This window comes from Leptotrichia rugosa, from assembly GCF_041200005.1.
In the GTDB taxonomy this organism is placed as follows: Bacteria; Fusobacteriota; Fusobacteriia; order Fusobacteriales; family Leptotrichiaceae; genus Leptotrichia; species Leptotrichia rugosa.
Genome location: NZ_CP165644.1, coordinates 2,056,982 through 2,078,129 on the forward strand (window position 1 = coordinate 2,056,982; position 21,148 = coordinate 2,078,129).

Genomic DNA, 21,148 nt, shown 5'->3' on the forward strand with positions numbered 1-21,148 from the left:
AATTTTTTTATTTTTTTGCAAAGGATGAAAAAATCATCCTTCGCTTTTTTATTTTAAATTATTTTTATCTCATTTTCAAAATTAAAAATGTAATTAGACAAGTCATAATTGAAACTATCCAAAATCTTATCGTAACTTTCGTTTCAGGAAGTCCCAATAATTCAAAGTGATGATGAATTGGCGCCATTTTAAACACTCTTTTTCCAAAAGTTTTGTAGTGCCAAACTTGAATCATAACGGACAACGCTTCCACAATAAATATAAATCCTGCAATTGGAAGCAGCAATTCCTGCTTTAAGAAAATAACTACTATTCCTAATATCCCTCCAAGAGTAAGTGAACCAGTATCTCCCATAAACACTTGCGCTGGATAAAAATTAAACCACAAAAATCCAGTTAGAGCTCCGACAATCGAAGCGAGATACACACAAATCTCTGCAGACTCTCTGACATAATTCAAATTTAAATATTTTGCATATTCATAATGCCCTGTTAAATATGTAATTATAAATAATGTTATACTTACAACAATTATAGGTCCACTCACTAATCCATCAAGTCCATCTGTCAAATTTTGCATTTGATGAACCTATTATGACAAAACCCATAAATACGAAAAATAAAATCGGCGTTATGTACAAATATGAATTTTTAATTATTGGATTTACTATTGAAAAATCAATTGTTTTATTAATCATTCCAAACTTATAAATAAACCAAAAAGTTATTGCAGTTATAATAAGTTGTCCCACAATTTTCTTTTTTCCTGAAAGTCCATTTTTATGTCGCGTCAATTTCAAGTAATCATCATAAAACCCAATTGTTGTAAATAGTATTGTTATAAAAAACAAAAATATTATAAATTTATTTTCATAATTTCCAGCAATTAATGTCGCAAAAAGTATAGCTCCTATTATTAAAATTCCACCCATCGTAGGTGTCCCAGATTTATCAAAATGAGATTTTGGTCCTTCCTCTCTCGCTGTATCCCCATACTTTTTCTTTTTCAGCCAAGCGATAAACGGCTTTCCAAACATAAGCATAAACAAAAATGCCACGGCAAATGCCACAGAAGATCTAACTATAATAGATTTAAAAATTCTCAGTGTTCCAAAATTGTTTATGAATAACTTTTGCAATAAATATAACATTATTTTTTTAGAATTTTAAAAATTCTATCTCCTTTCTATTCTTCTATAATTTCTTCCAGTTTTATTCCTCTCGAAGCCTTCAATAAAACAACTTTCTTTCCTTCAATTCCCTTTATTTTTTCCTTTATTTCAGTTTTTTTCTCAAAATAAATAACTTCTTTATTTTGTAAACTTTCTTTTTCAATCCTGTCAAAAAGACTTTTAATTCGCTCACCAAACAAATAAATCGAGTCAAATTTCACATTTTTTAAGACATCATAAATATCTGCATGATATTTAAGCTCATTTTCTCCTAATTCCAACATATCGCCTAAAACTATAATTTTTTTTATGTTTCTTTCGTTATAAATTTTTGAGAATGTTTCAAGTGATTTTTCTATAGAACTAGGACTTGCATTATAAGCATCATTTATATAAGTTAAATCCCCTTTTTCAATTATTTGAAATCTCATATCAGTCAAACTTATATTTTTTATGGCATCTTCAATCACTTTATCTTCAATTCCAAACTGTTTTACAACCGCTATTGCCATTGTCAAATTTAAAACATTATGCTCTCCCAAAACATTTGTTTCATAATTTCTCGTTACATTTTTTTTACAGATTTTTCCAAAATATTTCAATATAAATCTCGTTTTATTTTTATCAAATTCAATATCTCCATAATAAAAATTTTCCGAATCTTCTAAAAAGTCGTTTTTTTGTAGATTTAGCGCTTTTACGACTTTTATTTTTTCGGATTTTATATTTTTTAGATATTTGTCATCTCCGTTTATAATTAATGCATCTCTTATATACGGCAAAATTTCCGTTTTAGCACGAAAAACATTTTCTTTTGTTTTTAAAAATTCAAGATGTGATTCTCCGATATTTGTTATGACGTTTATATCGGGATTTGCAATTTGTCCAAGTAAGTCAATTTCCCCAAAATCACTCATTCCCATTTCCAAAATAATAAATTTATCATCCGTCTCGCTCCGAAGTAAAGTAAAAGGCAATCCAATATGATTATTGTAATTTCCCAGCGTCTTTTTCCCTTTATACTTTTGAGACAAAATATGATAAATCATGTCTTTAACCGTAGTTTTCCCGTTGCTTCCTGTAATTCCTATCACTTTTATATTAAGGCTGTCACACCACTTTTTTGCAAACTTCTGTAAAAATTTTACGCTGTCATGCACAAAAAAAGCCTTTTTTTCAAAGCCCCCATCTATTTCTATATCCGAATTATCATAAACTACAAAAGCACCTTTATTAAGCGCTTCATTTACAAAATTATTTCCACCTCTTATCGCAACAAATAAATCTTTATCTTTAATTTTTTTCGAGTTCATTTCGACATTGTCAAAATCAATTATTTCCCTGTCAAACTCTATATTCTCTTCCTTTAAAAGAGCAGCAAAGACATCACTTTTTTTCATAATTCGTTCTCCATATTTTAACTTAGTATTTCTCTGTAGGATTATATCACTAGATAACCATTTTTTCAATATATTTTTAAAATTAATTTTAATTTAATAGAGTTTTTAGTTTTTAATCACTAGCTTCATAAAAATTTTCTAAAATTAACAAAATTTCCCTGCCATATTCCTTTGTCTTTTTTTCTCCCATACCTTTTATTTTTGAAAGTTCCAAAGAATTTTTAGGTCTAGCCTTCACTATTTCCACAAGAAGTCTATTAGAAGCAATTATGTAAGGTGGATAACCTAAATCATCCGATTGTTCCCGCCTCCACTCCCTTAAAACTCTATAAAGCTCCAATTCCTTTTTAGTTTGAAGTTCTGCTTCAGGCAAACTCTTCTTTTCCAAATTTTGATTTTTCCTAAACTCACCGTTTTTCTGAAAAGAAACATTTTCACTTTCTTTTTTTTTTATTTTTTCATATTCAACAAAAACTGTCCAGTAATATCTTCCATCTATTTCCACCAATTCTGGCTTATACTTTTTTATTTCAGAATCTTTTAGTGCAAACAAAAATTCCCGTTCCAGCCTATCTTGGTCAAACTCTTCCATATCCTCGTCAAACGGCAATGTTATAATTTTAAACATAACCTTTTTCCCCCTTTTATTTAACTTTTTTGACTTTATTGTCTCAAGATACCGTCAAAATCTTTTTTAACTTTATTCACAATTTTATTTGAAATTTCCACAATTTCCTTTTCTTCAAGAGTTTTATTCTTATCTCTCAAAATTACACTAATTGCCACACTCTTCATGCCAGGTAAAACTCCCACACCACGATAAATATCAAATAATTCCACTTTTTCAATCTTTTTATCAACTTTTTCAATTGCTTTCAAAATATCCCCAACCAGCACATCTTCTTTTACAACAAAAGCAAAATCTCTTGGTACTGCTGGAAATTTAACAAGCGGTTCATAAACAGTTTTTCTTCCAATATATTTTTTAATCAAGTCAATACTAAATTCTGCAACTAAGACAGCTTTTTTATTCAAGTCAAAATTTTCTAACACATCTGGATGAATTTCCCCGAAACTTCCGATTAATTCCCGTCCGACAAATACATCTGCCGATCTTCCTGGATGAAGTTCAGTCGCAGCGCTTCTTTTTATTTGATAATTTTTAAATCCTAATTTTGTAAAAATTTCCTGCACAATTCCTTTTAAGTCATAAAAATCGTAAGGTACAGGTTTTGCATTCCACAAAGTCTTATCATTTTCCCCAGCGAGAATAAATGCCAGTTTAGTTTCTTCACTAGCAAGTTCTTCCCCTTTTTCAAAAGTTCTGCTCACTTCAAAAAATCTTATGTTTGATACATTTTTATTCATATTATCTTTTGCATTTTTCAAAAGGCTATAAATTAATGTTGGTCTCAATGTTGCAAAATCTTCTGTAATCGGTCTTGGCAAGTCTATCAAATTTTCTTTTGGAACTTTTGTAAATTTAATTTTATCAATCGCATCTCTTGGCACAAAGCTGTAATTTATCACTTCTTTTAACCCCGCTTGAGAAGCGATAACCTTTACTTTATCATAAAGCTTAGTTGTATCCATAGTCGCTTTTGGATTAATGTCAAGTCTTGGCAAAATATTTTCGATATTGTCAAAACCGTACATTCTAATAACTTCTTCAAAGTAATCCTGCTCATTTTCCAAATCATCTCTGTAGGTTGGTGCAGTTAGTGTAAGGCTATCTCCATTATCTTTAACCTCCACTTCAAGTTTTGTAAGTATTCGAATAACTTCTTCTTTTGGAATAACTTTCCCAACAAATCTGTGAAGCTTTTCAAAACTAAGTGTCGCAACTCTTCTAGCATAAGGTTCTGGATAAATATCAACTGCTCCAGCTAAAATTTCTCCACCAGCAACTTCTTGAATCAAATTTGCAAGTCTATTAATCACATTTATAGCGTTACTTCTATCAACTCTTCTCTCAAATCTATACGAAGAATCACTGATAAGTGCAAGTCTTCTAGATGTTCTTCTAATGTTTATTGGATTAAAATGAGCTACTTCCAAAAGTATATTTTTTGTATTTTCAGTAATTTGTGAATTTTGACCACCCATCACTCCACCAAGTGCCACCACTTTTTCTGCGTCAGAAATAACAATGTCATCTGTCGCAAGGTCTCTTTCCTCTTCATCTAAAGTTACCAGTTTCTCATTTTCTCGTGCACTTCTAACCGAAATTTTTCCTGCAGCAATTTTATCAAAATCAAAAGCGTGATTTGGCTGATTCATTTCCATCATGACAAAATTTGAAGCATCCACAATATTATTTATACTTCTAATCCCAATTGACTCAACTTTTTCTTTAAGCCAAGCTGGACTTTCTTTCACAGTCACATTTCTTATAATTCTAGCCACATATCTTTTCGATAAATCGCTATTTTCAATTTCCACCTTTATATTATCTTCAGTTTTTTCACCAGTTTCACCGTTTATTTCTGTACTTGGATAATTAACTTCTTTGTTGTAATAAGCCCCAAGTTCTCTTGCAATGCCTATGTGAGAAAGACAATCTGGTCTATTTGGCGTGATTTCCAGCTCAAACACAACATCGTTTACTCCAAGATATTCTTTTAACGGCATTCCAATAGGTGCATCTTCTGGCAAAATCATAATTCCGCTAGAATCGCTTCCAAGCCCAAGCTCTTCTTCCGAGCAAAGCATTCCGCTTGATTCCACACCTCTAATTTTTCCTTTTTTTATGACAAAATCTTCAGCCAGTCTTGCTCCAATCTGTGCCAGTGCAACTTTGTCCCCAGCTTTGTGATTAGGCGCTCCACACACAATCTGCAAAACTTCTTTTCCGTTGTCAACTTTGCAAATTGTAAGATGATCAGAATCAGGGTGCATCTCTTTTTCAACGATTTTTGCTGTCACAACTTTTTCAAGATTTTCCCCTTTTACATCTATTTTTTCCACTTCCTGCCCAATCATAGTTAAGGCATTTTCTAGTTCACTTATTTCAATTCCATCTAAATCTATATATTGCTTTAACCAGTTTAACGAAATCAGCATTCTTTTCTTCTCCTTATTTTTTAAATTTTTCTATCTATTTTTTACTTTAAAACTCCCATTAGATTCTCAAAAATTCTAAAATTGATCCAAAAATCTTTCATCATTTTCAAAAAACGCTCTCAAATCATCAATTCCATATTTTAGCATTGTAATTCTCTCAAGCCCCAATCCAAATGCAAACCCTTGATATTTTTTTGCGTCAATTCCAGCATTTTCCAAAACTTTTGAGTTCACCATTCCGCTTCCAAGTATTTCAAGCCATCCTGTACCTTTACATACACGGCAACCTTTTCCTTTACAAACTCCACATTCCACATCCATTTCAGCAGACGGCTCTGTAAATGGGAAAAAGTGTGGACGAAATCTCACATTTCTATCTTTTCCAAATATTTTTTTCACTATGTTTTCCAAAACTGCTTTAAAGTTAGCAAACGACACATCTTCTCCCACCATAAGCCCTTCAACTTGGTGAAACATCGGAGTATGCGACACATCATAATCAGGACGGTACACTTTTCCAACAGAAATCATTCTAAATGGTGGAACTTTATCTTTCATGTAACGAATTTGCATTCCCGAAGTCTGAGTTCTTAAAACAACGTCATCTTTTATATAAAAAGTGTCGGTAAGCTCCCTCGATGGATGTGTTTTAGGAATATTCAAGTCGTCAAAATTATATTTGACATACTCAACTTCTGGTCCGTCAACAATGTCAAATCCCATTTCAGATACAATATCTTTAATTTCCATGACAGTTTTTGTAATTGGATGAAGTGAACCGATATTGGCTGCTCTTCCCGGCAAAGTTATATCAATAGTTTCATTTTTAAGTCTTTCCTGTTTTGCAATTTCCTTCAAATTGACAGTTGTTTCGTTAAATTTATCTTGCAGCACTTTTTTTATTTCATTAGTAGTTTTTCCAAATTCAGCTCTTTTTTCAGCGGCAATATTTGCCATTTCTTTCATAATTGCCGTAAATTCCCCTTTTTTACCCAATATTTTCACTTTCAGATCATTAACTTCTTCAAGATTTTCTATTTCGTTAAGTTTTTTTAGAACATCTTCTCGAAGCTGTGCCAATTTTTCCAACATTTATCTATTTCCTCCTAATTTTTGTTCTATTTTTTAATTTAAAGCTTATTTTTTAATTATACTACTATTTTAAATATTATGCAAGATTCCAAAAATATTGGGACAGAGTAAAATATTTGACAGTTTCAAAAAAAAATGATAGAATACAATTGTCATACTAGCCGGGGAGATAGCGGTGCCCTGTATCTACAATCCGCTTTAGTAGAGGTGATGCCAAATTTGAGGGGAGTTTTAGTGTCAACGCCTTATTTTAAAGATGTTGAGAAGATGGTCCCATATTGTAGGAAGCTTACGAACCGTGTCAGGTCGGGAACGAAGCAGCACTAAGTTAGTTTTTCTAGGTTTATGGGGTAGCTGTTTTTGAGTCTTTATCTTAAGAAACGGATGGTAAAATTTCTTCGATTGTTTGGCGTATGACGCTCTTTTTGAAAATAAAATTATGAAATCTACTAAAGAATAGCAATTGCTATTCTATTTTTTATACTTTTAATTTAAACAATTTTGGAGGAAAAATGAAAGTTGAACACTGGGATAAAAAGTCAAATATAACAAAAGAATTACAAAAATTCCGAGCACTAGATATAAATTTTTCAATAGATTTAGACAATGACGAACTTTTTTTCATTTATAATGAAGAAAAGTTGTGTGGATATGCGACAATAAATTTGGAAAAAAACGCAAAACTGAAAAAGATTTTTGTAATTCCAAAATATAGAAATAATGGCTATGGAACATTTTTGCTAAAATATATAATCAATTGGATAACTAAAGAAAAATGTGATTCATTGACTGTGACAAATCACAAAAAGATGAACAATTTTTTGGAAAAGCAAAAATTTTTGCGAACAGAAGACGGATATATTTTAGATAAACTTCTGGAAATTCAAAAACAGAAAAAAAATATGGTTTTTGTAGCAAAAGTGGCAATAATTATCAATATTATTCTAGCTTTCTTAAAAATATTTTCTGGAAAAATTTTTAACAGTATGTCGCTTTTAGCGGATGGATTAAACTCGTTTTCAGATTTGATTACAAATATTTTGGTAATTATCGGCTTGAAAGTTGGAAGCAATCCTGAAGACAAAGAACACCCTTTTGGACACGGAAAAATAGAATCTGTCTTCAGCATCATAATTGGAACATTTATTATGCTTTCTGCAGTTCAGCTGATTCGAGAAAATATAGAAAAGGTTTTTTCAAAAAATGGAGAAAATGTAAAATTAAGCAATATTCTTATCACAATTTCGATAATTTCTATTTTAATAAAAGTTTTTCAGTTAATTTTTATGAAAAATAAGACAAAAAGTTATCGGGGCGCTTTGATAAATTCACTGCTTCAAGATTACAAAAACGATATTATAATCTCAATCTCAGTATTAATAGGACTTTTATGCTCCGAAATTAATCCTGTTTTTGACACAATTATTGGACTTATCGTTGCGATTTACATTTTAAAGAGCGGATACGAATTAATAAGAGATAATTCTTTAATCTTGATGGATTCCCAAAATGAAGAACTGCTTTCCAAAATAAGAGATGAAATTTTAGAATTTGAAGAAATCGAAAATGCACACGACTTTAAAATGACAACTTCTGGAAAAGATATTCATATTTTCTTGGATGCAAGAATGAAAAAAGACAAGACAATAGAAGAAGCTCACGAAATTATAAATACAATTTCAAAAAAAATAAAATATCAGCACCCTAATATAAAATCACTATTTGTGCATATAGAACCAATGTACGAAGACGACTAAAAATTTTTTTAAAAATAAAATATTTATATTGAAAAATTAAAAAAAATATGTTAATATAGTTTTGAAAAAAGTATTTAAAAAATATTTAAATAAACATTTGGGAATGTTTTGGTTTCGACAGGATAAAAAACTTATTACTAGCAAGTAAGCGGGAGCTTTAAAATCCAACTAAAATATAATCGGAAACGATAATTACGCATTAGCTGCCTAAGATAGCGGCTCATCACTTTTGGAAATGCCGTTTTTCCACTAGATGATGTTACTTTTTACGGCTTACTCAAATGTATGATTATGTCACTTGAGGAAATTTTATAATCTCGCTTTTAGACTTTTGTTTGTTTAATATCTAAAAGTTAAAAAGATAAATAAACTAAACTTGTAGAGGGTAGTAAAGACTTTTTATTTTGGACACGGGTTCGATTCCCGTCATTTCCACCAAAACAAAAATAAAATCTTTATAAATAAATTAATCATTTTCATATTTAAATAAGTCTTTTTAGACTTATTTTTTTATAAATCTTTATTTGCAAAAAAATTTTTTTAAATATTCTTGATTTTGACATTTATTTTTGATATAATTATATGAAACCTGCTCTATTTGGAAGTAGGGCTAAAAAAGCCAAAGGAAAGGAGAAAATCAATGAGAAATTACGAAATTATGTTTATTTTATCTACACAATTGACTGAAGAAGAAAAAAATGCTGGAGTTGAATTTGTAGAAAACACTTTAAAAGCTGCTGGAGCAGTTGAAGTAAAAACAGAAGTTTGGGGAGACAGAAAATTAGCTTATCCTATTAAGAAAAAAGAAAATGGATATTATGTATTAACTACATTCCAAACAGATGGAACAAGATTCACAGAAATTGAATCAAAATTAAACATCAATGAATCAATTTTAAAATATATGATTGTCAAAAATGACTAATAAATAGTAAAAACAAGGGGGACAAGTAATATGAATAATGTTATATTGATGGGAAGATTGACAAGAGATCCAGAATTAAATCGAAGTTCAGGTGGAAAGGCATTTGTTAGGTTTAACATAGCAATAAATCGAATTGGAGAAGGAACTGACTTTATAAATTGTGTTGCTTGGGAAAAAACTGCAAAAACTATTTCTGACTATTTTAAAAAAGGTCAAAGAATTTTAGTACAAGGAAGTATTAGAACAGGAAGTTATGAAAAAAATGGTCAAACTATTTATACAACAGATGTCCTAGTAAACCGATTTGAATTTATCGAAAGTTCTGGAAACAGTGCAAACAATGGAAATTATGACGACGAATATCAAAGTTCTTATAAAAGTAAGAAATCAAAAAAGTCTTTTAAAAAACAAAAGGAAATTTTTGAAGATGATGATTCAGATGTTGATGAAGACATATATTATGACAAAAATTCCAATAACTTTGCTGATGAAGACGATGATGATGACGAAGATGAAGATCAGTTTCCATTTTAAAAAATAATTTAAAGTAAAAAAATTAGGAGGTGTGATCGAATGAGAGCAAAACCAGCTACTGAATTTAAAAGAAGAAAAAGAAGACCAAAAGTAAAATTTAAAGTGGAAGATATTAATTATAAAAATGTTGAATTATTAAAAAACTTTATGAATGATAAAGGTAAAATTTCTCCTGCGAGAGTTACAGGATTAGAAGCTAAAGTTCAAAGAAAAATAGCAAAAGCAATCAAAAGAGCTAGACAAATCGCTTTAATGCCTTACACAAGAATTGAAAAATAATAAGACATTTAAAAACTGCCTAATAATATAATTTATTTTTAGGTGGTTTTTTTATTTTTATTGACAAATATTATTAAAATGATACAATATATCAGTAAAATAAAAAAAGGGAGAATTTATTTGTATGAAAAAAGGCATTGTAATTGCAAGTTTTGGAACAACACACGAAGATGCGCTAAAAAGGACAATTGATGTTATTGAAAATAAAATGGGACAAAAATATGGATTTGAAAATTGCAAGAGAGCTTTTACTTCCAACAAAGTTAGGGAAAAACTCAAAATAAAAAGAAATTTGATTATTTTTAATCAAAGTGAAGCGTTGCAAGATCTTAAAAATTATGGATTTGAAAAAATTTTCACAATGTCGCTACATATTTTAAATGGAATTGAATACAAAAAATTAAGCGATAAATTTGGAAAAATTTCAGAACCTTTGTTATTTAATGAACTTGATTTCAAAAAAATTGTTGAAAATAAAGAATTTAATGACGCAAAAAGAAATGATGCCATTGTCTTTGTAGGACATGGCTCAGAAGATGCTTCTGATGAAAGTTATGAAAAGTTGCAAAATTATTATAAAAAATTTGGGAAAGAAAATATTTTTATTGGAACTATCGAAGGAAAAATAACAATTGAGCATATTTTGAAAAAATTAAAAAACACAAATTTTAAAAAGATTTTGCTAAAACCTTTTTTAATTGTAGCTGGAGATCATGCTAAAAGCGACATTATGTCAGATGACGAAAATTCCTGGAAGACAATTTTAGAAAAAAATGGTTACAAAGTTGAAACAGAACTTATCGGAATGGGAGAATATCCGTTTATTCAAAAAATGTTTTTTGAAAAATTTGAAAAAATATATGAATAATAAATAATAATTTTGATTTTATAAATATGGAAATTTAAGATTATAGTAAAAAATAAAATATTTAATAAGTTAGTAAAATTTAGTAAATAAAGAAATAATAATAATAAAAATAAATAAAATAAGAAAAAAAGAAAGAAAGAAAGGAAAAAATTAAAAATTATGAAATTAGCTGAAGATTTTAGTAAATTTATACAGACTTCGCTTTTGACAGCGCCACTTTTAAATAAAGCGCTTGGAGTTTTTTTTATTTCAATGCTGCCAATTATTGAGCTGCGTGGAGCAATACCTGTGGGAGCGGCTTTAGGACTTCCATGGTATCTAAATATGGCTGTCAGCGTCATTGGAAACCTACTTCCAGTTCCATTCATTTTGTGGTTTTCAGTCAAAGTTTTTGACTTTTTGAAAAAACACAATATTTGTACTGGGATTATAAAAAAAATAGAAGATAGAGCAATGAAAAGAAGCGAAAGTCTTGCAACAGGAGAATTTATAGGACTTATGCTATTTGTTGCCATTCCATTTCCAGGAACGGGAGCTTGGACAGGTGCATTAATCGCGGCACTTCTTCAATTTGATAGGAAAAAATCATTTTGGTATATAACTTTAGGTGTATTAATTGCAGCAATTATTATGATTTTAGTTTCGTACGGAGCTTTGACGATTTTTAAACATTAAATTTAAAGTTTAATAAAAAAAAATAATAATAATAATAATAAAATTAAAAACTCCAATTTAGGAGTTTTTTTGTTAAAAAAATTTTATCTTAGAATTTTTTCCACCTTTTTTCCCGTGCAAAATGACCAAATCCCGATTTTTATATTTATTAATTTCTATTTCCAAAATGTTCATTTTATTTGCATAAACATATGAAAAAACTTCATTAAGCCTATCATTTGGAACTATGACAAAAAATTCGCCATAATTTTTCAGCAGCCTTTTTATTTCAAAAAAAAGTTCTTCCAAAGTTAAAAAAATTTCAAATTTACTAATTTTTTCCGATTCTTTTTTTGGAAGTTTTCCGCTGTTAATTTTTTTGTACGGTGGATTTGAAAAAATTACATCAAATTGCCCCGTTATCTCTTTTATATTCTTATTTATTGGAATTATTTTGTTTTCTAAAAAATTATTTTTTATATTTTTTCCCAAAATTTCAAATATCTCTTTTTGAATTTCGACGGCAAAAATTTTTGAAACCTTTGAAATTTCTGAAATTAAAATTGAAATTATTCCTTGTCCTGCGCCAATTTCCAAAAACTCACCAGATTTTTTGTTATATTTTTTTATAAATTTTGAAAGCAAAATTGCATCTTCTGTTATTTTTAAACCTTCGTTCAAAATCGTTATTTTTTTATTTACGCTCTCCAAATTTTCTACATATTTCACAACTTTTCTCCCCTTTTGATAACTTCCAAAAATTCTTTTTTCAAAACTTCAATTACAACAAAATTTTCTTCGTTTACATTTTTTTTATTTTCCCCCAAAATTTCCAAACTTTCCACTTTTTTTATTTTTATTTTTTCAGCCAAATTTTTTATTTCTTTTTCACAATTTTCCACAAAATACAATCTATAGCCACTTTTTACTTCCAAAATCCTCTTTATTTTATTTTTTTGAGCAAATAACTTAAATTTTATACTCATAATAAACTTTTTCAAACTTTCTGGAATTTTTCCAAATCTGTCTTTTATTTCAAAAACTAAATCTTTTAGCTCCTCATTTGATGAAAGCGTGGCAAAACGGCGATAAATATTTAGCTTTTCTTCATCCTGAATATAATTTTCTGGAATAAATCCTTGGTCAAATAAAATAATTTCCACGTTTTCAACTTTTTCGCTAAATTCCCCTTTTTGACGCTGAATTTCTTCATTTAACATCTTTATGTACAAATCATAGCCAAAAGTTTCAATTGTTCCATGCTGCTTGTCCCCCAAAATTTCTCCAGCGCCACGAATTTTTAAATCTTCGACAGAAATTTGAAAACCGCCAGACTTTATTCCTTCCACTTTAAAGAGGCTATCTTCTTTTTGTTTTCCCAATTTTGTTGTGTTTCTTGTCTTTAACAAATAGCAGTAGCCCTGTCTATTACTTCGTCCTACACGACCCTTTAGCTGATAAACTTGAGCCAATCCAAGTCCTGTAAAATTTTCTATTAAAATTGTGTTTACGTTCGGAATGTCAATTCCATTTTCAATAATCGTGGAAGCTACCAAAATATCAAAATCTCCATTTTCAAAGCGAATAAGTTTATCTTTAATTTCCTGTGGCGGAAGCTGTCCGTGAATAAATTCTATTTTTACAAAATCTGGAATGATTTCTTTTAGTTCCTGCACTTTATTTTTCATGTTTTTTACATCGTTATAGATATAAAAAACTTGACCATCTCGAGACAATTCTTTTAAAATTGCCATTTTTACTTTATTTTCGTCCCACTCCAAAATTTCCGTTATTATTGGAAGCCTATTAACTGGCGGCGTGTCAATGATTGAAATATCCCGTATTCCCAATAGCGACAAATTTAGCGTTCTTGGAATTGGAGTTGCAGTCAATGTCAAAACATCCAGTTTGTCCTTTTTCTCTTTTAATTTTTCTTTCGCTTTTACTCCAAACTTCTGCTCTTCGTCAATGATTAAAAGTCCCAAATTATTAAAGACAACGTCATCGCTCAAAAGCCTGTGAGTTCCAATAACCAGGTCCACAGTTCCATTTTTTAAATTTTTTAAAATTTCATCTGATTTACTTTTTGTAAGTCTTGACAAATTTTCTATGATAATCGGATAATTTTCAAATCGCTTTTTAAACCTTTCAAAGTGCTGCTGAGCCAAAATTGTAGTAGGAGCTACCAAAATCACTTGCTTTCCATTGTCAATCGCTTTAAATGCCGAACGCATAGCAACTTCAGTTTTGCCGTAACCGACATCGCCGCAGACGAGCCTATCCATAATTTTTGGACTTTCCATATCACTTTTTACATCGTCAATCGCTTTTTTCTGGTCAGGTGTCACTTCAAATGGAAAACTTTCTTCAAATTCCTCTTGCCAAACCGTATCTTTTTGATAAATAAATCCAGTTTGTCTTTTTCTTCTAGCTTGAATTTTTATAAGTTCAGCTGCAAATTTTTGAATGTCCTCTTCCAATTTTTTTCGTTTTCTTTTGAATCCAGAAGTTCCCAGACGAAATAATTTGGGCTCCAAATCATTAGAAATATATTTTTCAAGCCTGTCCAGCTTTTCAACAGGAATGTATAAAATGTCTTCATCGGCATATTTTACTTTTAAATAGTCCTTGTCATCAATAGTCTGAATTCCTTTGTAGATTCCAACTCCATACTGGATGTGAATTACATAGTCGTCTACTAGAATTTGATTTAGCTTTTTATATTTTATAGATTTTTTTATTTTTCTGGAATTTTCATAGATATAGCCATCAAGCTCCCTGTCCGTCAAAATAAAACTTTTATTTTTTTCACTAAAAAATCCTTCAAATAACTCAAAATTTGAAACAAAAAAATTATTTTGATTTTTTTTCAAAATGTGATTGTATTCGGAAAGTTTTTTTTCGTAATTTTTTGTTTGAATAAAAATTTTATTTTGATTTGCCAATTTTTCCAGCTTCTCTTTATCTTTAAAAGTTTCCAGCTGTTCTTTACTAAAATTTTTTGTGGAAATAAAAAAACTTTTTTTCTTCAAATTTTCATATCTCTTTCGATACAAATTCTCTTTTTTGCGATTTAACAAAATATATTCTTCCATTTTATAGTCAATTAATTCTTTATTTTCGATAGCAATTAAAACTTCGTCATTATTTATTTCTGAAATCATTTCGACTAGCTCATATTCGCTTCCACTCAAAATATTTCCAAAAATTTTTATCTCCTTAATTTTTTCAATCGAAATCTGGCTGTCAACTTCAAAAAATCTAATACTTTCTAATTCATCGCCAAAAAACTCAAGTCTAACAGGATTTTCCAAATCTGGTGGAAAAATATCGACAATGTCCCCACGTTGGCTAAACTGCCCCTTCTTTTCAACTAAATAAGAACTTTCGTATCCATTTTCCAAAAAAAATTTTTTTATTTTTTCAAATTTATATTCGCTTCCAATTTTAAATTCCAAAAAATTTACTTTTTCAAAAAAAATATCGAGTGAAATTTGTAAATTCATAAATAAAATAAATTTATCTTGATTTCTTAAAATATCCAGCATTTTTACATTGATTCCGACAATATCTTCTTTAGTTTGCGAAATATTTTCAAAAATATCAATATATTTTGTATCTTTATCTGAACTTTTAGAAAAAGTATTTTTCTCATTATAATAATTATCCAGCATTGAATAATAATTTTCTAAATTTTTATTGGAAGTTGAAATATAAATTATTTTTTTAGCTTTCGATTGCTGCAAAATCCACGGAATCTCCCCTCGATACACTTTATCTTTCTCATTTAATTTTGCAAAAAAACTTTTATCCATCTGTTTTAAAAAATTAAAAAATTCCATTTTCCACCCTCTCTTTTAAAATATAAAAAAAACACTCTGGCTTTTCAGCCAAAGTGAATAGGATTTATTTCCCTATTTTTAATCTTCATTATTTTGATTGTACAACTTCCAAACTCCAAATACTAAATAGATGTAAACTAAATATGGTATAAATCCATTGTTGTGTAAAAATGCGAACACAAAGACTAAAATCATAATTAATATTGCAAATCCAAGTCCTTGAATAATTTCCGCAATCGAAACAGTCTCATTTCCAAACACATTTGGTTTGTAAATAATGTTTATTCCTCTTGTGAAAATATTTAAAATTAAGATTGAGTAAATGATGGCTTCTGACTGAACACCCAAAAACCAAAAAGCAATTGTCGAAATTCCAAGCATAACCCCAAAAAATATTTTTCCAAAAGAATGCTCTGGACTTGTAAATTTATCCGTCATTACAAAAACTCCAAAGAATAAAAACTCTCCAAGTGAAGTTGACACCAAAATGCCATTATTCGCCGCCAAATTTAATCCTATAAAAATTGTTATAAAAAAGGCCACTGGAATATGCCAAGTTATTCTTTGCCGAAAGATCAAATAAATTGCTCCAATAACAATTGCTAAGACAGACAATGAACCTATCATTCCTCTACTTGTTATAAATAGCGACATTATCTTTGAAGAATTGTCAATTGGTATTGTAAGTGCCCCATCAAATCCCCAAACTGGAGATTCTGGAATCAGAAATTTTGAAAAAAATGTCACAACAAATAATTTTCCCAATACAACTGGATTAAATATTTTTTTATCAATATCTCCATAAACATTTTTTCCAAAAACAACAGCCATCGCTCCTGCAAAAAGCGCTACATAAAATGGTACAAATGGAGGTAAAATCAGTCCTGTTAAAACTCCTATAGCTGTGGAAGAAAATGTGTCCTTTCTTTCTGAGATATTCTGCTTTCTATATAATTTTAAGTAAATTAATTCTACGACTTCCGCTCCAATAGTAGAAGTTATTATAGTTATCAGTGGTTGTAAAGTATAAATAAAAGATGCTAAAAATATTGGAACTAGCGAAATAAAAATGTCAATGTTTGTCTTAAAGATATTTTCATTAATCTCTCTTTTTTTTCTTCTAAACATAATAAATTTTTTCACTACCTTTCTTGTTAAACTTTTAATAATTGTTTTTTTCTAACTTATTCTTGTGATGATGCACCTGAGCTTTGACTACTTCCGCCACTTTCACTTCCACTGGCAGAAGAGGATGAACTGTTGCTGCTTTCACTACTGGTAGAACTAGACGATTTTTTGCTGCCAGCTGAATTTCCCGATGAATGCTTTTTAAATTTTTTAGGCGCATAATTTCCATTTTCAACAGCAAATTTTTTCTTGCCTTTTTTATGATGCTTTTTACCATTTACATCCATTGCAAATTTTTCATTGACACTAGCTACCGACTGACCTTGAAGATTTTTTTCTTGACTTAATTTTTGTTGTTGCTGTTGTTGCAACTGCTGTTGCTCAAGTTGTTCCTGCTGCTGTTGCTGTTTAAGTTGTGCTTCCTTTGCAGCTATTTCTTGCGGAGTAGCAGGTTTTGGCGTACTTTGCTGTACTTTTTCAGGTGCCGGCTGAGCTGCTTTTACCACTTTTTTAGTATTTTTTTTCTTATTCATAATTCCAGAAAATGGATTAATATTTGTTTTTTGATTCAAATTTTTTGACTTTTTCGCAGTTAAACTTCCGAATGCAAGTAATCCGACAGAAATTAAAAATATGAAAATTCCTTTTATTTGTTTCATAGCTCTCTCCTAATTTTTATTATATTTTAGTCACTTGTAAAAGCTTAAATTTTTTTACTTTTACAATTACTTACTCAAATTATATTTATTTTTTATTATAACATATTTTTCCTAATAATTCCTTATTTTTTTTTAGAAAAATCAAAGTTTTTGTTATAAAGTGACCTATAAAGTCCATTTTTTTCCAGAAGCTCGGTGTGAGTTCCTATTTCTTTTATTTCTCCTTGCTGCAATACCACTATTTTATCACTATTTTCAATAGTTGTAAGTCTGTGAGCGATGACAAATGTAGTTTTATTTTCCATTAATTTTTCCAGCGCATCTTGAACCAATTTTTCCGATTCGTTATCCAAAGCTGAAGTTGCTTCATCTAAAATAAGAATTTGTGGATTTTCAAGAATTGCACGAGCAATTGCTATTCTCTGTTTCTGTCCTCCTGACAATTTTACTCCCCGTTCACCGATTTCAGTATTGTAGCCTTCTTCCAGATTTTCTATAAAATCATGTGCATTAGCTTTTTTTGCGGCTTCTTTTATTTCATCAAAAGTGGCATCTCTTTTTCCGTATTTTATATTTTGCAAAATTGTTCCAGAAAATAAAAATGTCTCCTGCGGAACTATTCCAATATTTTTTCTCAAAGACTTCACATCATAATCTTTTATATCCACTCCATCAATTTTTATCACTCCACTCGACACATCAAAAAATCTAGGAATCAAATTTACAAGGGTCGATTTTCCACCGCCAGAATTTCCTACAAAAGCCACTGTTTCACCTTTTTTTACAGTTAAATTTATATTTTTTAAAATTCTCTCCTCGCTATCTTTATATTTAAAATCCACATTTTCAAAAGTTATATTATCTGAAAAATATTGAAATAAAATCTTATTTTCGTTATCAATAATCTTAGGTTCTTCTTCCAAAATTTCAAAAACTCTCCCAACTGACGGAATATCCACGCTAATTTCGTTAAATCTAGTAATTGCACGACGAATTGGAGCATACATCGAACTTATGGCTCCCATTATAGCGACAAAATCTCCCGGCGTGAAATCATGTCCTCGTAAAACACGATAACCTCCTGCAAGTAACAGTCCCGCTATCATAATATAGTTTAATGCTTCTGAAACAGCACTTGAGCGAGCATTGTATTTCGCAGTTTGAATGGCAATTCTTTTCAACTTCGTATTTTTTATTCTAAAATCTCTGATTTCCTCCTGTTCCATAGCAAATGCCTTTATAACACGGATTCCAGAAAGTGACTCCTGCAATTTTGAATTTATTACTCCCATCGCTTCCTGCCTTTTTTTCCCAGAACGTTTTAATTTTTTTGAATATTTTTTTACAACCGTAATCAAAACAGGTGCAACAATTAAAATTCCCAAAGTCAACTTCCAGTCAATACTAAGTGCAAGCCCAAAACAAATCACAACTTTAAAAATTTCTGGAATCATATTAAATGTTTCTTTTATTACACTATTTATATTATTTGGGTCAGTTACGACCTTTGTCATGAGTTCTCCAATTTTGGCACTGGAAAAATATTCCATATCAAGTTTTTGTATCTTTATGTAAATATCATCGACGATATTTTTGTATATCGAAGCGGAAATTAATGCTGAAAATACAGTATTCCAGTAAACTAGCACAGCTCCTATTATTGCAAGCAAAATCATAGACCCTGCCGCATAAAGAATATCTTTTTCATTGCTCTCAATAATTCCCTTATCAAAAAGTCTTTTTATAAGAGCAAGTGGTGCCGAAGACACCGCTGATGAAATTATTGCCAGCAAAATATTTAAAAATATAGGAATCGAGTAACGCTTCATATATTTCCTTAATTTTTTTATTGAATTATAATTTTCTGATTCAATAACTTTCATTTTTATTTTCCTTTCTTTTAAATCTAAAAATTTAAAATTTTAAAATTTAAATAATTTTTTTATTTTTTTATATAATGGGGTTTCTCCATTATTTATCTCTTTTTTAAATTCAGACAAATTTTCAAAATCATCTCCACTTGTTCGATAAATCCAATCTTTTTTCAAATTCAACGAATTTGCTCCTTTTCTAGTCGTAACAAACACTTCCACGCCAAGTTTTTTCAAGTCTTCTCTTTTTCCTTTATAACGATGTCCCCAAGGATACGCCAAAACAAAAGGAGTTTTATGAAGATTTTTTTCAATAATCTTTTTATTTTCCAAAATTTCAAAATTTACTATTTCTGCAAATTTATTTTCATCAATTTTATAGAAAAACTCATCTTTTTTTTCAACAAATAGTTTATTCAAAAATTCTATTTTTTCCTTACGAGATTTTTTCCGAAATCCATCAGAATTTTCAATTTTTCTATACTTTTCAACAAAATTTTTCTTTGGACGAAATCCAGCGACTGACACTTGGCTAACCAGTTTAAAAACAGGAAGCCCATCTAATTTACCACTGTCATTTTTCACATTAAAATGTCCATCTTTTCCTTCATAAAATAAATTGTAGCTCTCTCTTTTAAAATACGGCGAAGTATCTTTTTCATAAAAATCCACAACTTTGATTCGCTTTATCGTCAAATCATGTGAATGTGTGTGCATCTGAAAATCAACTAAGCCACTTTCATACATTTCCTTTATATTTTCCCAGCTCAAATAATCCGCATTATTTCCGACATATCTCGTATTCAAAAAAATAGTCGCCTTTATATTATATTTTTTCAAAATTGGATAAGCTAGTGTATAATTATTTTTGTAGCCGTCGTCAAATGTGACAAGTATTGAATTTTCAGGCAATTTGTAATTCATCTTTTTTAACTCTTCCATTTTAAAAGAAGTCTTATCTTTAATAAGTTTCATCTGCTCTTCAAACTCATCTACAAATATCCCTTCTTTTCCAGGTTTGTCATCAATGCTATGATACATAAGGCAAATTGCAAATTTTTTTCTAGTTTTGTTGTAAATAATAAATATTAGAAATAGCAAAATAACAATTGCTACTAAAATTACAGCCATTGCTTTTTTCACCTCACTTTATTTTCCCAGTCATTTTTAAAAATTTAGCTCTCACTTTTTTTATAAATCTGTCAATTTTAAAACTTAAAACTGTGTTTTTTTTATTTTTACTAAAATGCACATGTCTTTTGTCTCCAATATGTTTCACGCAAGGTTCTTTAAAAAATACAGTACAAAATCCCTTCTCTTTATAAAAATCTGATAAAACTTCTTCATATCGCTGATTTTCAAGCTTTTCGTGAAGTCCAAACAAATCCATGTCTTTTTTTCGCCGAAGCCCAGGATTATAAGTAAAAATCTCACCTTTTACCTTGTAAAATCTCTCACCCGACTTTGACACATAATCGTCTTTTTCACTAAAAAAATAATCGTTGTTGTAATCTTCCTTCGCTCTCATTCCGACAATCAAAATTGAGCTGTCTTCCTCAAGAAGAGCCATTGACTTTTCAATAAATCCCTTTTTAAAAAACTTCCAGTCATCTTCACAATGAAAGATATATTTTGTGTCAACTTCTTTATAAGCTTTGTCAATCGATTTTAATTGCCCTAATCTTGTAGAATTTACAATAAGTTTAAAATTTTGATTTTTATAATTTGAAATCAATTTTTCCAATTTCTTTCCTTCGGTACTATCTTCCGTAATTATTATTTCTTTTATCGGATAAGTATTGTACTCAAAAAAACTGTCCAATGTTTCTCTTAACAAATCAAATCTTCCAGCACTTGTAATGACAAGTGTAACTTCTTTTTTCATCGTTTTTTCTCTTTTCTAT

The 21,148-nt window shown here is 29.5% G+C and carries 17 protein-coding genes, 2 other RNA genes and 1 pseudogene; 8 read left to right on the forward strand and 12 right to left on the reverse strand.

What is annotated here, in order from left to right; genetic code table 11:
• Window positions 1-64 precede the first annotated feature (64 nt).
• From mraY to pheS, 5 genes and pseudogenes are all read right to left on the reverse strand, one after another.
• Window positions 65-1,151 (reverse strand): annotated as a pseudogene (gene mraY, locus AB8B22_RS10570) (phospho-N-acetylmuramoyl-pentapeptide-transferase).
• 35 nt (window positions 1,152-1,186) lie between these two features.
• On the reverse strand, window positions 1,187-2,572 hold the full coding sequence (locus tag AB8B22_RS10575; RefSeq protein WP_369711058.1) for a UDP-N-acetylmuramoyl-tripeptide--D-alanyl-D-alanine ligase: 1,386 nt from the start codon (window positions 2,570-2,572) through the stop codon (window positions 1,187-1,189).
• A gap of 112 nt (window positions 2,573-2,684) precedes the next feature.
• Complete coding sequence (locus AB8B22_RS10580; RefSeq protein ID WP_094079495.1) at window positions 2,685-3,200, reverse strand: HRDC domain-containing protein; 516 nt, start codon at window positions 3,198-3,200, stop codon at window positions 2,685-2,687.
• A gap of 35 nt (window positions 3,201-3,235) precedes the next feature.
• Window positions 3,236-5,635, reverse strand: a complete 2,400-nt coding sequence (pheT, locus tag AB8B22_RS10585; protein ID WP_369711059.1) for a phenylalanine--tRNA ligase subunit beta — start codon at window positions 5,633-5,635, stop codon at window positions 3,236-3,238.
• Window positions 5,636-5,710: 75 nt separating this feature from the next.
• Complete coding sequence (pheS, locus tag AB8B22_RS10590; RefSeq protein ID WP_094079497.1) at window positions 5,711-6,727, reverse strand: phenylalanine--tRNA ligase subunit alpha; 1,017 nt, start codon at window positions 6,725-6,727, stop codon at window positions 5,711-5,713.
• A 152-nt stretch (window positions 6,728-6,879) separates the two neighbouring features.
• Here pheS and ffs point away from each other — a divergent pair.
• The 8 genes from ffs (at window position 6,880) to AB8B22_RS10630 (ending at window position 11,765) form a co-directional block, all read left to right on the forward strand.
• Window positions 6,880-7,144, forward strand: an RNA gene (gene ffs / locus AB8B22_RS10595) — signal recognition particle sRNA large type.
• A gap of 95 nt (window positions 7,145-7,239) precedes the next feature.
• A complete protein-coding gene (locus AB8B22_RS10600) occupies window positions 7,240-8,484 on the forward strand; it encodes a GNAT family N-acetyltransferase (RefSeq protein WP_369711060.1) in 1,245 nt (414 codons plus the stop codon).
• 99 nt (window positions 8,485-8,583) lie between these two features.
• Window positions 8,584-8,922: a transfer-messenger RNA gene (ssrA, locus tag AB8B22_RS10605) on the forward strand.
• 202 nt (window positions 8,923-9,124) lie between these two features.
• Entirely contained in the window at window positions 9,125-9,409 is a 285-nt protein-coding gene (gene rpsF, locus AB8B22_RS10610) for a 30S ribosomal protein S6 (protein ID WP_068155616.1), read from the forward strand.
• Window positions 9,410-9,439: 30 nt separating this feature from the next.
• A complete protein-coding gene (locus AB8B22_RS10615) occupies window positions 9,440-9,943 on the forward strand; it encodes a single-stranded DNA-binding protein (protein ID WP_369711062.1) in 504 nt (167 codons plus the stop codon).
• 39 nt (window positions 9,944-9,982) lie between these two features.
• Window positions 9,983-10,222, forward strand: a complete 240-nt coding sequence (gene rpsR, locus AB8B22_RS10620) for a 30S ribosomal protein S18 (RefSeq protein ID WP_094079499.1) — start codon at window positions 9,983-9,985, stop codon at window positions 10,220-10,222.
• 124 nt (window positions 10,223-10,346) lie between these two features.
• Entirely contained in the window at window positions 10,347-11,090 is a 744-nt protein-coding gene (locus AB8B22_RS10625; RefSeq protein WP_369711063.1) for a sirohydrochlorin cobaltochelatase, read from the forward strand.
• 159 nt (window positions 11,091-11,249) lie between these two features.
• Complete coding sequence (locus tag AB8B22_RS10630; RefSeq protein ID WP_094079501.1) at window positions 11,250-11,765, forward strand: COG2426 family protein; 516 nt, start codon at window positions 11,250-11,252, stop codon at window positions 11,763-11,765.
• A 72-nt stretch (window positions 11,766-11,837) separates the two neighbouring features.
• Here AB8B22_RS10630 and AB8B22_RS10635 read toward each other — a convergent pair whose 3' ends face one another.
• The 7 genes from AB8B22_RS10635 to AB8B22_RS10665 all read right to left on the reverse strand — a co-directional run bounded on the left by AB8B22_RS10635 (window position 11,838) and on the right by AB8B22_RS10665 (window position 21,129).
• On the reverse strand, window positions 11,838-12,473 hold the full coding sequence (locus tag AB8B22_RS10635; RefSeq protein WP_369711064.1) for a methyltransferase: 636 nt from the start codon (window positions 12,471-12,473) through the stop codon (window positions 11,838-11,840).
• Window positions 12,470-15,586 (reverse strand): DEAD/DEAH box helicase, encoded by a 3,117-nt coding sequence (locus AB8B22_RS10640; RefSeq protein WP_369711065.1) that lies wholly within the window; start codon window positions 15,584-15,586, stop codon window positions 12,470-12,472. Before AB8B22_RS10640 ends, AB8B22_RS10635 begins: the two co-directional genes overlap by 4 nt.
• 78 nt (window positions 15,587-15,664) lie before the next feature.
• Window positions 15,665-16,729 carry an RnfABCDGE type electron transport complex subunit D gene (locus tag AB8B22_RS10645; protein ID WP_369711066.1) on the reverse strand — a complete coding sequence of 355 codons (1,065 nt, stop codon included), beginning with the start codon at window positions 16,727-16,729 and terminating at the stop codon, window positions 15,665-15,667.
• A gap of 41 nt (window positions 16,730-16,770) precedes the next feature.
• The gene (locus tag AB8B22_RS10650; protein ID WP_369711067.1) at window positions 16,771-17,373 is read right to left on the reverse strand and encodes a hypothetical protein; all 603 of its coding nucleotides are present in this window, start codon (window positions 17,371-17,373) and stop codon (window positions 16,771-16,773) included.
• Between the two features lie 122 nt (window positions 17,374-17,495).
• Window positions 17,496-19,256, reverse strand: a complete 1,761-nt coding sequence (locus tag AB8B22_RS10655) for an ABC transporter ATP-binding protein (protein ID WP_369711068.1) — start codon at window positions 19,254-19,256, stop codon at window positions 17,496-17,498.
• A gap of 39 nt (window positions 19,257-19,295) precedes the next feature.
• Window positions 19,296-20,387, reverse strand: a complete 1,092-nt coding sequence (locus AB8B22_RS10660; RefSeq protein WP_369711069.1) for a polysaccharide deacetylase family protein — start codon at window positions 20,385-20,387, stop codon at window positions 19,296-19,298.
• A gap of 1 nt (window position 20,388) precedes the next feature.
• The gene (locus tag AB8B22_RS10665; protein WP_369711070.1) at window positions 20,389-21,129 is read right to left on the reverse strand and encodes a glycosyltransferase; all 741 of its coding nucleotides are present in this window, start codon (window positions 21,127-21,129) and stop codon (window positions 20,389-20,391) included.
• Window positions 21,130-21,148 lie beyond the last annotated feature (19 nt).